This is a genomic window from Hanstruepera neustonica, assembly GCF_002895005.1.
GTDB classification, from domain to species: domain Bacteria; phylum Bacteroidota; class Bacteroidia; order Flavobacteriales; family Flavobacteriaceae; genus Hanstruepera; species Hanstruepera neustonica.
The window spans coordinates 80,444-95,267 of sequence record NZ_POWF01000010.1; the positions used below are offsets into that span (position 1 = coordinate 80,444).

14 protein-coding genes are annotated in these 14,824 nt (G+C 35.9%); 9 read left to right on the forward strand and 5 right to left on the reverse strand.

Annotated features, from left to right (window positions below):
* Positions 1–83 precede the first annotated feature (83 nt).
* Together ribH and C1T31_RS13045 are read right to left on the reverse strand one after the other, a co-directional pair.
* Positions 84–569 carry a 6,7-dimethyl-8-ribityllumazine synthase gene (gene ribH, locus C1T31_RS13040; protein WP_103052955.1) on the reverse strand — a complete coding sequence of 162 codons (486 nt, stop codon included), beginning with the start codon at positions 567–569 and terminating at the stop codon, positions 84–86.
* Position 570: 1 nt separating this feature from the next.
* The gene (locus C1T31_RS13045) at positions 571–1,344 is read right to left on the reverse strand and encodes a tetratricopeptide repeat protein (RefSeq protein WP_103052956.1); all 774 of its coding nucleotides are present in this window, start codon (positions 1,342–1,344) and stop codon (positions 571–573) included.
* A gap of 131 nt (positions 1,345–1,475) precedes the next feature.
* Between C1T31_RS13045 and recF the strand changes: the two genes are divergently transcribed.
* From recF to C1T31_RS13060, 3 genes are read left to right on the forward strand one after another with little or no spacing between them, the layout of a single operon-like run.
* Positions 1,476–2,555, forward strand: a complete 1,080-nt coding sequence (gene recF / locus C1T31_RS13050; protein ID WP_103052957.1) for a DNA replication/repair protein RecF — start codon at positions 1,476–1,478, stop codon at positions 2,553–2,555.
* Positions 2,536–2,967 carry a hypothetical protein gene (locus C1T31_RS13055; protein WP_103052958.1) on the forward strand — a complete coding sequence of 144 codons (432 nt, stop codon included), beginning with the start codon at positions 2,536–2,538 and terminating at the stop codon, positions 2,965–2,967. The genes recF and C1T31_RS13055 overlap by 20 nt, the downstream gene beginning before the upstream one ends.
* On the forward strand, positions 2,967–3,263 hold the full coding sequence (locus C1T31_RS13060) for a DUF721 domain-containing protein (protein ID WP_103052959.1): 297 nt from the start codon (positions 2,967–2,969) through the stop codon (positions 3,261–3,263). The genes C1T31_RS13055 and C1T31_RS13060 overlap by 1 nt, the downstream gene beginning before the upstream one ends.
* A 51-nt stretch (positions 3,264–3,314) precedes the next feature.
* Here the strand turns inward: C1T31_RS13060 and C1T31_RS13065 are convergent, their stop codons facing one another.
* On the reverse strand, positions 3,315–3,734 hold the full coding sequence (locus C1T31_RS13065) for a nucleoside-diphosphate kinase (RefSeq protein ID WP_103052960.1): 420 nt from the start codon (positions 3,732–3,734) through the stop codon (positions 3,315–3,317).
* 88 nt (positions 3,735–3,822) lie between these two features.
* On the opposite strand from C1T31_RS13065, the gene C1T31_RS13070 reads away from it, so the two are divergent.
* From C1T31_RS13070 to C1T31_RS13080, 3 genes are read left to right on the forward strand one after another with little or no spacing between them, the layout of a single operon-like run.
* Complete coding sequence (locus C1T31_RS13070) at positions 3,823–4,842, forward strand: DHH family phosphoesterase (protein WP_103052961.1); 1,020 nt, start codon at positions 3,823–3,825, stop codon at positions 4,840–4,842.
* A complete protein-coding gene (gldI, locus tag C1T31_RS13075; RefSeq protein WP_103052962.1) occupies positions 4,835–5,371 on the forward strand; it encodes a gliding motility-associated peptidyl-prolyl isomerase GldI in 537 nt (178 codons plus the stop codon). Before C1T31_RS13070 ends, gldI begins: the two co-directional genes overlap by 8 nt.
* Before the next feature lie 55 nt (positions 5,372–5,426).
* Positions 5,427–6,560 (forward strand): peptidylprolyl isomerase, encoded by a 1,134-nt coding sequence (locus C1T31_RS13080; RefSeq protein WP_103052990.1) that lies wholly within the window; start codon positions 5,427–5,429, stop codon positions 6,558–6,560.
* Positions 6,561–6,623: 63 nt separating this feature from the next.
* Here C1T31_RS13080 and C1T31_RS13085 read toward each other — a convergent pair whose 3' ends face one another.
* Positions 6,624–8,087, reverse strand: a complete 1,464-nt coding sequence (locus C1T31_RS13085) for an aminoacyl-histidine dipeptidase (RefSeq protein ID WP_103052963.1) — start codon at positions 8,085–8,087, stop codon at positions 6,624–6,626.
* A 74-nt stretch (positions 8,088–8,161) separates the two neighbouring features.
* On the opposite strand from C1T31_RS13085, the gene C1T31_RS13090 reads away from it, so the two are divergent.
* From C1T31_RS13090 to C1T31_RS13100, 3 genes are all read left to right on the forward strand, one after another.
* On the forward strand, positions 8,162–9,229 hold the full coding sequence (locus tag C1T31_RS13090; protein WP_103052964.1) for a DUF3810 domain-containing protein: 1,068 nt from the start codon (positions 8,162–8,164) through the stop codon (positions 9,227–9,229).
* An 81-nt stretch (positions 9,230–9,310) separates the two neighbouring features.
* Positions 9,311–12,283, forward strand: coding sequence for an amidohydrolase family protein (locus tag C1T31_RS13095; protein ID WP_103052965.1), 2,973 nt, complete (start codon positions 9,311–9,313; stop codon positions 12,281–12,283).
* Positions 12,284–12,295: 12 nt separating this feature from the next.
* Positions 12,296–13,591, forward strand: coding sequence for an amidohydrolase family protein (locus tag C1T31_RS13100; RefSeq protein ID WP_103052966.1), 1,296 nt, complete (start codon positions 12,296–12,298; stop codon positions 13,589–13,591).
* Positions 13,592–13,640: 49 nt separating this feature from the next.
* Here C1T31_RS13100 and C1T31_RS13105 read toward each other — a convergent pair whose 3' ends face one another.
* Entirely contained in the window at positions 13,641–14,813 is a 1,173-nt protein-coding gene (locus C1T31_RS13105) for a T9SS type A sorting domain-containing protein (protein WP_103052967.1), read from the reverse strand.
* Positions 14,814–14,824: the final 11 nt, after the last annotated feature.

Consider the following 14,824-nt stretch of genomic DNA (forward strand, 5'->3'; position numbering starts at 1 on the left):
ATACCCTCAAAAATACTGAATTTACAAGGAAATACTAAAGTAAAAATCCCAAAAATTGTTAACAGGGAAATTATTAATAGTGATTAGGCCGAAAGGTTCAAATGCGCCATTTTAATAGCAGCCACAGCCGCCTCCGTACCTTTATTACCATGCTTACCGCCTGATCGGTCAATGGCTTGCTGTAAGGTGTTATCTGTTAGCACACAGAAAATCACGGGTACATCATGTAAGATATTGAGGTCTTTGATCCCTTGTGAAACCGCATCACAAACAAAATCGAAATGCTTCGTTTCACCTTGAATGACACTTCCTATGGCTATCACGGCATCCACATCTTGTTCCTGCATTTTTTTACAGCCAAAAATCAATTCGTAACTACCAGGAACATTCCATCGCATAATTTGATCTTCAGGGACTTGATTTTCAATAAGCGTATTGTAGGCGCCTTCAAACAACCCTTCTGTAATGGAATCATTCCATTCTGAAACAACAATCCCAAACCGAAAGTTTTTCGCGTTTGGGATTGTGTTCTTATCGTAATCTGATAAATTTTTATTTATTGTTGCCATCTTATTTATTTGCCATGGCGCGTGTTTTTCCAATAAACACATCTATATCAGTTGCCTCTGTTGACTCCGGATATTTTTCTTTTATGGTTTCAAAATGCTTCAATGCTACCGCAGTTTTCCCTAAATCCATAGCCACAATACCAGCCTTATACAAGTACATAGGTGTGGTGAAATCATTGGAACGCATATTAGCTGCTTCTTCATAATAACCTAAAGCATCTTCCTCCTGGTTTAATTGCACAAAAGCATCACCAATACCACCTTTGGCCATAGGTGCCAATATCTCATCTTCACCTGAAAATTCACTTAAATAAGTGACTGCATTTTTATAGTCCTTTAAATTTAAGTAAGCCATTCCTGCATAATAATTTGCCATATCAGCTGCTTTGGAACCACTATATTCAGAAGCGATATCCAACATACCAAATTTACCTTCACCACCATTTAAGGCTAGGTTAAACAAGGAATCTTTTGCTGTGGTTGAAGTCACGGCTTGGTCATAATATTTTTGAGCCTGGAACATATCGTTCATGGCTTCATTTTGTTTAGGCTTGGCTATAAACTCATTGTATCCCAAATATCCCAACACAACAGCCGCTACAATTCCAATGATAACAAAAATGTATTTTTGATTGGCTATAACCCAATCTTCCGTTTTGGATGCTGTTTCGTCAAGCGTATTAAAAACTTCAGCCGTTGTTGAGTGCTCCTCAACTTCGTGTTGTTTTTCTTCTTTCGTCTTTGGTTTATATCCTCTCTTCTTGTACGTTGCCATATATTCTAAATTTGTGCGCCGCAAAAATATAATTTTTCTTTAGATTTAAAAGGGTATTTTTTTGTTATTTTTCAATAATTTGCACATCTTTTAGCACAACAAACTCAAAAACTTTAACAAGCTGCTTTTTTATGATTTTAAAGTCATTAGCCTTACTTAATTATAAGAACTTTGAAAATCAAGCCTTCGTTTTTAACAACAAAATCAATTGTTTTGTAGGGAAAAATGGTGTCGGAAAAACCAATGTACTGGATGCTATTTATCATTTGTCCTTTGGTAAAAGCTATTTTAACCCTATTGCCCTGCAAAATATCAAGCATGACGAATCCTTCTTTGTTGTCAATGGTGAATATGAGTTACATGATAAGATTGAAAAAATTGTAGTCAGCTTAAAAAAAGGACAAAAAAAGATTATTAAGCGCAATGGTAAAGCCTATGATCGTTTTAGTGACCACATTGGTTTTTTGCCTTTGGTAATTATTTCGCCAGCAGACCGTGATTTAATCATAGAAGGCAGTGCTACCCGAAGGAAATTCATTGACAGTGTCATTTCACAAAGTGATAAGACCTATTTAGAGACACTTATTAAATACAACAAGATACTAGCGCAGAGAAATTCGCTTTTAAAATACTTTGCCCTAAACAACACCTTTAATTTTGACACCTTAAGTATCTACAACGAGCAACTTGATCAATATGGTCATGTCATTCATAACAAAAGGATGCAATTTTTGGAAACTTTCATCCCTATTTTCAAATCGCGTTACCAGGCCATTAGTGGTGGCAATGAAGATGTTGACTTGATTTACGAAAGTGATTTAACCAATAATAATCTTATTGATCTACTTCAAAAGGGAATCAATAAGGACAAAGCCTTACAGTATACCAATACTGGAATTCATAAAGATGATTTGGTTTTTAATATTGAAGGACACCCCATCAAAAAATTTGGAAGTCAAGGTCAGCAAAAATCATTTTTAATTGCTTTGAAACTGGCGCAATTTGATTTTATTAAAGCTCAAAGTGGTGTCAATCCTATTTTGCTATTGGATGATATTTTTGATAAATTGGATGAACAGCGTGTAGGTCAAATCATTAAGTTGGTTGATGACGAAAATTTTGGTCAATTATTCATTAGCGATACCCATACTGACCGAACGGAAGCTGCCATAAAACAAGTACATCAATCTTATGAAATATTTAAACTATAACATTACACTAATATCTTTAATAGTTTTATTATTAATTAGTTGTAAAAATAATAATGAAGATTATGTAAATCATTTAAATGGCTATTGGGAAATTGAATCCGTGATTCTTCCTGATGGTCAGCAAAAAGATTACACCTTTAGTGATACTGTGGATTATATTACCGTGAATGATAGTCTTACTGGCTTTAGAAAAAAATTAAAACCAACCTTTAATGGTAATTTTGAAACATCCAATCTTGTTGAAAATTTTACTGTTAAATTTGAAAATGACAGTTTAAACCTGTATTATAAAACACCTTATGATCATTGGAAAGAAACTGTTTTAAATGCTAACGACAATAATTTGCAGGTAATCAACGCCAGTAAAATCATATATAACTATAGAAAATATCAACCTATTAATCTTGATTAATGGCTAAACGACACACCGAATATCGTAACATTGCCGATGCATTAAAAGAATTTGTTGAAACCAATAAATTAGACAAAGGTTTAGATGCCGTAAATGTCCAAGATGCTTGGTCTCAAATGATGGGAAATGGCGTCAATAATTACACAACTGACATCCAATTAAAAGGTAGTGTGTTATATGTACAATTAAGTTCTAGCGTCTTGCGAGAGGAATTGAGTTATGGCTCCCAAAAAATCATTACCATGTTGAATGATAGTTTAGGAAAAGAATTGATAAAAAAACTCGTGTTACGATAATAAAAAAAGCCAGAACACGTGTTCTGGCTTTTTTTATATTATATAGATAGTTTAAAACATCTCACGTCCTGAAAAGTGAAACGCACCTTCAATAGCGGCATTTTCATCACTATCACTACCATGTACAGCATTTTCACCTATTGATGCAGCATACAATTTACGGATAGTTCCTTCGGCAGCTTCAGCTGGGTTAGTAGCACCAATTAAGGTTCTAAAGTCTTCAACAGCATTATCTTTTTCAAGAATAGCTGCAACAATTGGTCCTCGAGTCATGTATTCAACCAATTCACCAAAAAACGGACGCTCTTTGTGAATCGCGTAAAACGCTTCAGCATCAGCTTGGGTCATTTGAGTTAACTTCATTGCTACGATTCTAAATCCTGAAGCATTAATTTTTTCTAAAATTGCGCCAATGTGTCCTTTTTCAACAGCATCTGGCTTAAGCATAGTAAATGTTCTATTTGTTGCCATTTCTTTGTTTTAATTTGGCTGCAAAAGTAATGTTTTTCTACATAAAAACCATGTAATCCCATATTAAAAAATTGTATATTCGTTGCCTATGACACAGGAAGATATTAGAGACATAAAAACGCTGCTAAACGCACCAAAAAAAATAGTAATCGTACCTCACAAAAATCCGGATGGTGACGCATTGGGAGCTACTTTAGCATTGGAGCATTTCTTAAAAAAGCAACATCATGATGCCGTCGTTATTTCCCCTAATGATTATCCTGATTTTTTAAAATGGCTTCCTAATGAATCAAACATTTTAAAATACGATAGTCAATTAGATACTTGTAATACCTTAATTAATGAGGCACAAATTATTTTTACATTAGATTTTAATGCCTTAAACCGAGCCGGTGATATGGCATCAGCTCTTGAGAGCAGTTCGGCAGTAAAAATAATGATTGACCATCACCAACAACCCGATGATTACGCCCAATATGTATATTCTGATGTGAATATGAGCTCCACCTGCGAAATGGTTTATCATTTTATTACCTCTTTGGATGATAAAAATCTGATTGACGAAAAAATAGCAACCTGCCTATATACCGGTATTATGACCGATACAGGGTCGTTTCGATTTCCGTCAACAACCAGTGACACGCTTCGTGTAGCCGCTTTTTTAATGGATTGTGGTGCTAACCATGCCGAGATACATAATCAGATTTTTGACACCAATAGTTATGACCGCATGCAATTATTGGGTCAAGCGCTATCGAATTTAAAAGTGATTCCCGAATCGCGAACCGCTTATATTTCGCTATCTCAAGAAGAGTTGCAAGAACACAATTTTAAAAAAGGCGACACAGAAGGTTTTGTAAACTACGCCTTGTCTTTAAACGATGTTGTGTTTGCTGCCATTTTTATTGAAGACAGGCAACAAGAAATTATAAAAATATCGCTTCGCTCCAAAGGTAGCTTTTCTGTAAATGAGTTTGCCAGAGCCCATTTTGATGGTGGCGGACATATCAACGCTGCTGGTGGAAAAAGTGAAACCAACCTAAAATCGACAATTGATAAATTTATTAGTATCTTACCATCCTATAATAAAGCCCTGAATAATGACTAGATTCTTTTTAATTTTAACGTTAGCAGTCTTTTGTGCTTCCTGTAAATCACCTGAAGCCAGAAGGCCCATATCGGCAAAAACTGGTTCATTTATTGATCAATCGGTTCAGCGCAACATTCAACTTAATGAACGTGAAACTGCTGATATTGAAAAAATAATGTCTGAAAATCCAGAAATTGACTACATCGCTTCGGAAAGTGGATTCTGGTATTATTACAATCATAAAGTTGCAGATTCTTTACTAACACCCGGTTTTGGCGACTTGGTAAACTTTGATTACAATGTGAAATCTTTAGACGGATCACTTATTTATTCTAAAGGCAGTCTTCAAAACCAAAACTACCTTATGGATAAGCAAGAGCTTTTTACTGGTTTACGAGAAGGTTTAAAACTCATGCGGCCAGGTGAGACGGCAACGTTTTTATTCCCATCACAAAAAGCATACGGATACTATGGCGATGAGAATAAAATAGGAACCAATGTTCCTCTAATTTGTGAAGTAACCATAAATTCAATAAAAGATCTATAATTTTAAAACAACTAAAAAAATAATAAACAACAATATGAACATTTATAAACAGACTATGAAATTTTTAGTACTTGCATTATTAATGACTGCCACCTCCTGTGAACAGGAAAAATATCCTGATTTAAAAGATGGCCTTTACGCTGAATTCGTTACCAACAAAGGTACCATGGTAGCCAAATTATATTATGATAAGGTTCCCGTGACCGTTGCTAATTTTGTTGCATTGGCAGAAGGAACTCATCCAAATGTTACTGATTCCCTTAAAGGGAAACCATATTACGATGGCATAATATTCCATAGAGTTATTGATAAATTTATGATACAAGGTGGTGATCCATTAGGTACTGGTACTGGAGGCCCTGGTTATCAATTTTTAGATGAGTTTCATCCTGATTTAAAACACGATAAACTAGGGATTCTATCAATGGCCAATTCAGGTCCTGCGACCAATGGTAGTCAGTTCTTCATCACGGAAGTACCTACACCACATTTGGATAACAAACATTCTGTTTTTGGTGAATTGGTTGTTGGAATGGATGTTTTGGATACTATTTCCAACGTTAAGGTTGCCCCAGGCAGCAACAAACCATTAGAGCCTGTAGTTATTGAAAAACTAAATATTATTCGAAAAGGTAATGCCGCCACAAACTTTGATGCTGCTAAAGTCTATACTGAAGAATTACCAAAAATCGAAGAGAAGCAAAAAGCTTTGAAAGAAGAAGCACGCAAAAAGCTTGAGGAATCCGCTAGTAAAGCAGCAGAAAAATTCATTGAAGACAACAAAGAGCTTCCTGGTCCTGTTGAAAAATCGGATACTGGCATTGTGATGATATATATCAATGAAAGTAAAGGTGATAAGCCGAGTAGTGCTGATCGTGTATTAATAAACTATGCCGGTTATTTTGAAGATGGACGCTTATTCGATACTAGCTGGGCTGATGTTGCCAAAGAAAATAATGTTTATAACGAACAACGTGATAAGCAAGGTGGTTACAAACCATTTGAAGATGCCTATAACGCTACAGCAAGAACGGTTCCTGGTTTTAAAGAAGCCATGTTAAATATGAATGTTGGTGATAAGGTTCGTGTATTTATTCCATCTTATCTAGGTTGGGGCGAACAAGGTTCAGGTCCAATTCCACCAAATGCCAATGTGATTTTTGATATTGAGCTAGTCAGTATCAAATAGAAATAATACTATCCATAAAAAAGCAGCTCATTGAGCTGCTTTTTTATTCAATAATTTTAAAAATTATGACTTCTTTGGAATTTGCTTTAAAATCTCCAAAACAAATTTCCAATATTTTTGAACTGATGAAATTTGAGCACGCTCATCTGGAGAATGAGCCCCTTTTATATTAGGTCCAAAGCTAATCATATCCATGTCTGGATAATTTTGCCCTAAAATACCGCATTCCAATCCTGCGTGACATGCAGCAACATGAGGTTTTTCATTGTTCATGCCAATATAAATACGCTCCAAAACTTTTAATATTTTGGAATCCATATTGGGTTGCCAACCCGGATAATCTCCTGAAAATTCCACTTCACAACCGGTTAATTCAAAGGTAGCCCGAAGCATATTTGCTAAATCCCATTTCGAACTTTCAACAGATGATCGTGTTAAACATTCAATCTTTATCTCACCATCTTTAATGGAAACCTTTGCTATATTATTTGATGTTTCAACCAAGTCAGGAATATCAGCACTCATTCGGTAAACACCATTACAGGCAGCATATAAAGCTCGCGTCACACCTTCCTGAACTCCTAAATCTATAATGGTTTTTGGAGTCTGACATTTGGTAACGATAATTTCCAAATCGGGTTCCATAGTCCGTAATTCAGACTGAATAGTTTGAGCCAGTTGGGCCATCTCCATAATAAACGCATCTTCGTGAATGGCATCAATAGCCACTATTGCTTGACTTTCTCTGGGTATGGCATTCCGGAGACTTCCACCATTTATTTCGGAAATTCGTAAACCAAAATTTTCAAAACCATCAAAAAGTAAACGGTTCATAATCTTATTGGCATTACCCAATCCTTCGTGAATTTGCATACCTGAATGACCACCTTGCAATCCTTTAACAGTAATAGAGAATCCTATTTTAAATTCGGGCGTCTCCTCTATCTGATAAGTTCTCGTTGCTGTTACATCGACACCACCTGCACAGCCCACACCTATTTCATCATCCTCTTCTGTGTCCAGATTTAAAAGAATATCGCCTTCTAACAACCCTCCTTTTAATCCCATAGCTCCTGTCATGCCTGTTTCTTCATCAATTGTAAACAAGGCTTCAATGGCTGGATGCGGTATATCTTTGCTTTCTAAAATGGCCATAATGGTCGCGACACCTAAACCGTTATCAGCACCTAAAGTTGTCCCATTAGCTCGAACCCAATCACCATCTATATACATGTCAATACCTTGCGTGTCAAAATCAAATTGGGTATCGTTATTTTTTTGATGCACCATATCCAAATGGGATTGCAAGACGACAGTCATACGGTCTTCCATTCCTGGCGTAGCTGGCTTTTTAATAATGACATTTCCCACTACATCCTCAATGGTTTCCAAACCTAATCTCTCACCAAAATCTTTCATAAATGCTATAACGCGCGCTTCTTTTTTAGAAGGTCTGGGTACAGCATTTAAATCGGCAAACTTATTCCATAGTGCTTTTGGTTCAAGTTCTCTTATCGCTTCATTCATAAGTATCGTTTTAAAAGTCGGACAAAGGTAATTATATTGCATTGAGTATTAAAACTATTCCCTATTTTTGAGTTATGCACAAAAACCCAAAGCTATATATTGCTCTAGCTTTAATTCCGCAAATACTGGTTGTTAAAGCCTTAACCTACATTCCTGAAATTGTTGAAACCTATTACAGTAATGGTCTGTATCAGTGGGTTTCAAAACTGTTTAGATGGGTTTTTGGATGGCTACCCTTTTCGTTTGGTGATATTTTTTATACGTTATCCATAATCTATATCATTCGCTGGTTTTTTAAAAATCGTTGGCGTATAGTTAAGGACACCAAAAACTGGCTAATCGATATTTTTGCAACCGTTTCCATTGTTTTTTTTGCTTTTCATTTTCTATGGGCCTTAAACTATCATAGGCAGCCATTACACAAGAATTTAAATTTAGAATCAGATTATACAACAGAACAACTGGTTTCTGTAACCAAAATGTTAATTGATAGATCAAATGACGCTCATGAGGCTATTTCAAAAGATGATAGTGCTAAAATAGAGATGCCGTACTCAAAAACTGATATACTAAAATTAGCGCCTGAAGGTTATCAAAATTTACAGCAAGAATATCCGCACTTGGCTTATTCGCCGTCCAGCCTAAAAAAATCTCTTTATAGCTTACCACTCACTTATATGGGGTTTAGTGGCTATCTGAATCCTTTAACCAATGAAGCACAAGTTGATAGACTTATACCATCGTTCAAATTCCCAACAACGGCTTCTCACGAAATTGCCCATCAATTAGGATATGCTGCCGAAAATGAAGCTAATTTTATCGGAGCTTTGGCTGCCATGCATCATGATGATATCTATTTTAACTATAGCGGTTACACCTTTGCACTTCGTCATTGTTTATATGAGGTTTACAAACGTGACCCAGATTTGTATTCTGAATTACTAAATACCATTCACTATGGTATTATTAAAAACTATCAAGAAGTCCAACTATTTTGGGATTCCTATAAAAATCCCACCGAACCATTTTTTAGAAAAACCTACGATAATTTTTTAATTGCCAACAATCAAACAAAGGGCATGCAATCTTACAGTTATGTTGTAGCACTGTATGTAAATTATTTTCTGTCCCAAAATTCCTGAAATGTTAAAATAAAACAATTGGGTTTCTGTCCACATCTGATTGACTATCTTTAATCCTCAAAATTTCTAACCAACAATTCTATGATTAAAAAACTCATTATTCCTGTTTTTTTATTGTGTTGTTATTATTCGTCGGCACAAAAATATTTTCCAAAAAACGATGGTGTCAAAGCTGAAAATTCCAACTACACAGCCTTTACCAATGCCACCATATACGCTTCGCCAACTGAAACCATACAAAATGGAACCCTTTTAATAAAAGATGGTAAAGTTGTTGCCAGTGGACAATCCGTTAACATCCCTGATAATTCAGTGGTTTATGATTTAAGTGATAAACATATCTATCCATCTTTTATTGATGTTTTTACAGATTTTGGCATTAAAAAACCGCAACGAGCCGAACGTTCCAATTCCCCTCAATATGACGCGTCGCGAGAAGGCTATTATTGGAATGACCACATAAAGCCAGAACAACATGCTATTGAGCATTATAATTTTGATGCTAAATCGGCTAAAGAATTACGTGAAGCTGGTTTTGGCGTTGTCAACACCCATGTATCTGACGGTATTGTTCAAGGTACTGGTAGTATTATTGCATTAGCTCCCAATACGAATGATGCCGAACGCATTTTAGACGATCATAGTGGCCAGTTCTATTCAACTCGAAAAAGTGTAACGTCCAATCAGGCATACCCTACCTCATTAATGGGAACTATTGCCTTGCTGAAACAAGTGAATTACGATGCTGACTGGCATGCCAAAGGTTTGTCTGAAGTGACCGATCGATCATTGGAAGCCTTTAATCAAAATAAATCATTGGTTCAGTTTATGGATGCAGGAAGCAAAATGAATGCTTTGCGATTTGATAAGGTTGGTGATGAATTCAGCACGCAATATGTTATTGTAGGTGGTGGTGATGAATATGAAATGGTTCAAGCCATCAAAGCAACCAACGCCACATTTGTAATACCAATCAATTTTCCAGATGCTTATGACATGGAGGATCCGTTTTTGTCACAAGCTGTTGGTCTTTCGGAATTACGTGAATGGAATCAGCGCCCTTCAAATCCAAAAGTTTTAAATGAAAACGGCATCAAATTTTCCTTGACGACCCACGATTTAAAATCGCCTAAAGAATTTAAAGACAATCTTTTAAAAGCTATAGAATATGGTTTTGATAAAACAGCAGCTCTAGAAGCTTTAACAACAATTCCTGCTAAAACTTTGGGCAAGGAATCCGTTTTAGGGAAATTGAAGCCCGGTTTTTACGCAAACTTCCTAATCACTTCCGGTGATATTTTTGATAAGGAAACTACCTTATATGAAAATTGGTCAATAGGTGACAGACATGAAATCACACCAATGGATGCTATTGATATTCGCGGAGATTATACATTTACTGTTTCAGGTCAAAAATATGAGGTCTCCATTTCTGGAGAAATTACAAAACCGAAATCCAAAGTTAAAACAGCCAGTCATGAACTGGGTTCCAAAGTTTCACTAAATGATGATTGGATGACATTAATCTTTTCTGGGATTGATTCAACCAAACAGGATTATACGCGACTAACATCAAAAATCATTACAACCAACAACTTTAATGGCGTTGCTATATTACCGAACGGCAATGAGACTTCCTTTTATGCCACCAAGAATGTAAAAGAAGATGCTTCAGAAGATAAAAAGGACGATAAAGCAAAGGAAGAAAACACACCAAAAGTATTTCCTGTAACATATCCTAATGAAGCCTATGGTTTCACTGAATTGCCAAAACCAGAAACTATTCTATTTAAAAATGCTACCGTATGGACCAATGAGACTGATGGTATTTTAGAACAAACAGATGTCTTAATAAAAGATGGCAAGATTTCTAAAATTGGTCAAAATTTAAGCGCTGGAAACGCTCAAATAATAGACGCTTCAGGAAAACACCTGACTGCTGGAATTATTGATGAGCACTCGCACATTGCTACAGCTGCCGTCAATGAAGCTGGCCATAATTCCACTGCCGAAGTCAGCATTGAAGATGTTGTAGACTCCGAAGATGTGGATATCTACAGAAATTTGGCAGGCGGTGTCACCTCTATTCAAATATTACATGGTTCGGCTAACCCAATTGGCGGTCGTTCAGCCATTATAAAATTAAAATGGGGTGAGTCTCCCGACAAACTCATCTATAACAATTCGCCTAAATTCATCAAGTTTGCTTTAGGTGAAAATGTCAAGCAGTCCAACTGGGGTGATAATGTGCGTTCACGCTTTCCTCAAACCAGAATGGGCGTTGAACAAGTTTATATCGATTATTTTACACGTGCTAAAGCCTATGATGCAGCCAAAAAAAGCGGCAAACCCTATCGTAAAGATTTAGAAATGGAAGTTCTTGCTGAAATACTCAACAAAGAACGTTTTATTACCTGTCACTCGTACGTCCAAAGTGAGATCAATATGCTGATGAAAGTCGCCGAGCAGTTCAATTTTAACATCAATACATTTACACATATTTTGGAAGGTTATAAAGTTGCTGACAAAATGAAAGCTCATGGTGTAGGTGGTTCAACATTTAGTGATTGGTGGGCTTACAAGTTTGAAGTTAATGATGCCATTCCTCAAAATGCCGCCATTATGCATAATCAAGGGGTTGTTGTTGCTATCAATAGTGATGATGCCGAAATGTCCAGACGTTTAAATCAAGAGGCAGCCAAATCGGTAAAATATGGTGGTATTAGTGAAGAAGAAGCCTGGAAATTTGTAACCTTAAACCCAGCAAAATTATTGCATATTGACAATCGTGTCGGTAGTATCAAAGAAGGTAAAGATGCCGATGTGGTACTGTGGAGTGACAACCCATTATCGATTTATGCGAAAGCAGAAAAAACTATTATTGATGGGACAGTATATTTTGATATTGACCGGGATAAACGTATGCGTGACACTATGAAACGTGAAAAGAATGAACTCACAACCATGATGTTACAGGCCAAAAACAAAGGGTTAAAAACCAAACCTATTGAAAAGAAAGAAGATGAATTGTTTCACTGTGATACCGTAAACTAAAAAACCAGAAAAATGAACGTAACAAAATTATATACCATTATTGCTTGTTTTTTAGTAACAAGCATCATTCAGGCACAACAAGCACCTGCTCCTAAACAAAAAAAGGCTGTTGCCATAGTAGGCGCAACGGCTCATATTGGTAATGGACAGGTTATTGAAAACAGTATCATCATTTTTAACAATGGGAAACTTGAAACAGTTGCCGATATGACTACCATTCGCATTAACACAACCGAAATGGAAACCATAAATGCTCAAGGCAAGCACGTTTATCCTGGATTTATAGCTCCCAATTCCACATTGGGTCTGGTCGAGATAGATGCTGTAAGAGCAACTCAAGACAATGACGAAATTGGGCAAATGAATCCTAATATCCGCAGTATTATTGCCTACAATGCGGAATCTAAAATTGTAGAATCTGTGAGACCGAACGGTGTCCTGATGGGACAAATTACACCACAAGGTGGCCGTATTTCAGGAACGTCTTCTATCGTACAATTTGATGCTTGGAATTGGGAAGATGCCACTGTAAAGGTTGATGACGGAGTCCATATCAACTGGCCAAGTCCCTATTCCAGAGGTCGTTGGTGGTTAGGCGAACCTAATGTTTTGAAACCTAATGACAATTATCATGATCAAGTAACCGAATTGAGCGATTTTTTTGCAGCTTCAAAAGCTTATTTAGGAGGTAAAAAACAAGACAAAAACTTACTCTACGAAGGTTTATCGGGTGTTTTCAAAGGAAATCAAAAAGTGTTTGTACATGTTAATGATGAAAAAGGTATTACCGACGCTGTTGAATTTGCTAAAAAAATGAAACTTGACATGGTCATAGTTGGTGGTTATGATGCGTATAAAGTTGGTGCACTTTTAAAACAGAATAATATTCCTGTTATTTTGAATGGTGTTCATAGCAGACCCAACAGTGATGATGACGATTATGATTTACCTTATAAAGCAGCCAAATTATTGGTTGACCAAGGTGTGCTCGTTGGTTTACAATCCGAAAGTAGAAATGAACGTATTAATACGCGAAATATTCCATTTTATGCTGGTACTTGTGTTGCTTATGGATTGGATAAAGAAGAAGCCTTAAAACTTCTAACATCAAACACCGCTAAAATTTTGGGTATTGATGATTTTTGTGGAACTCTGGAAGTTGGCAAAGATGCTACCCTATTTATTAGTGAAGGTGATGCCTTGGATATGCGAACCAATATTTTGACAAGCGCTTTTGTTCAAGGTCGAGAAATTAGTTTAGAAACCCATCAAACAGAGCTGGCAAAACGATACTCCGATAAATACTAAAACGAATAATAAAAAAAGCCTCAATTAAATTGAGGCTTTTTTTATGTTATTAATTTATAATGAGCTTTTTTATCTCCTGAATGTCATCGTTGTAAAACTTAATAACGTACAATCCAGTGGATAAATTAGAAACATCTACCTGAAAATTGGTTGTTTCTAAATTGTACGAGGTATCTGAAATTAACTTTCCTTGAATATCATAAATCGCTATAGATAATTGATTTTTTAATTGACTACTTGTGCTGATATTTAATATATCATTTACAGGGTTAGGATAAATAGTGAAATAGCTTGTGTTCAGATTATCAACACTTAACGCAACGCCGTTTTCTAAATAATCGGGAATACCATTAGTATTGGTGTCATCATCTGTTGGATCTCCGTTATTATTATAATCCTCATCGATAGTTAATAATCCATCTCCATCGTCATCGTCATCCAAATAGTTTTCTATTAAATCCCCATCCGTATCAATAAAATTGTGCATCGTTCGTCCACCTTCCATACTTAACTCCACAATAGTATCAACATTATCTCCATCATCATCATCGTCCAAATAATTAGCTATGGAATCCATATCTGTGTCATCATCCTCCAAATTTCCATTTTCATTGACATCTTCCTCTAAATCTATGACACCATCATTATCGGAATCTAAACAATCAACAGCAATAAGTTCTAACTCTACTATTCTATAACAACCATTAACTAAATCTTCTCCCCTGACATACAGTATTTGATTGGCAACAGCGTTAATATAAGTAAGAGGGAGTGCGTTAATATTATTTACTGCATTGCTATAAGTTTCATGAAAAGTGAGTGTGACATCGACGGTACCATTCAGTATTTCGGTAACTTTAGAACTTAAATCAAACTCAGTAAAGCCAATATCTGTACAAGCTTCTAAAGGTGATGGCTCAACAATATCAATATAAGCTACCATAAAGCACACAATGCTCGAAACGGTAATAGAACCTGAAATTGAATATTCTACGCAATATATCTCACCAGGAATACCATTAGTAACTGAACCTGTTATTGGGTCTATTGTAACTGCATCAACAGGTGTTGGGTTAAAAGTGAACCTACCTCCAGTATCACCTGTTATGGTTGCTATGGCACCATCACAAGTTGGTGTCATAAAAAACGAAACATCTTGAGCATAAGAAAAAATAAATAATGCGGGAAGTATTAAAAAATAAAAAAGTAATTTTGATTTCATTTTTAGGCAAT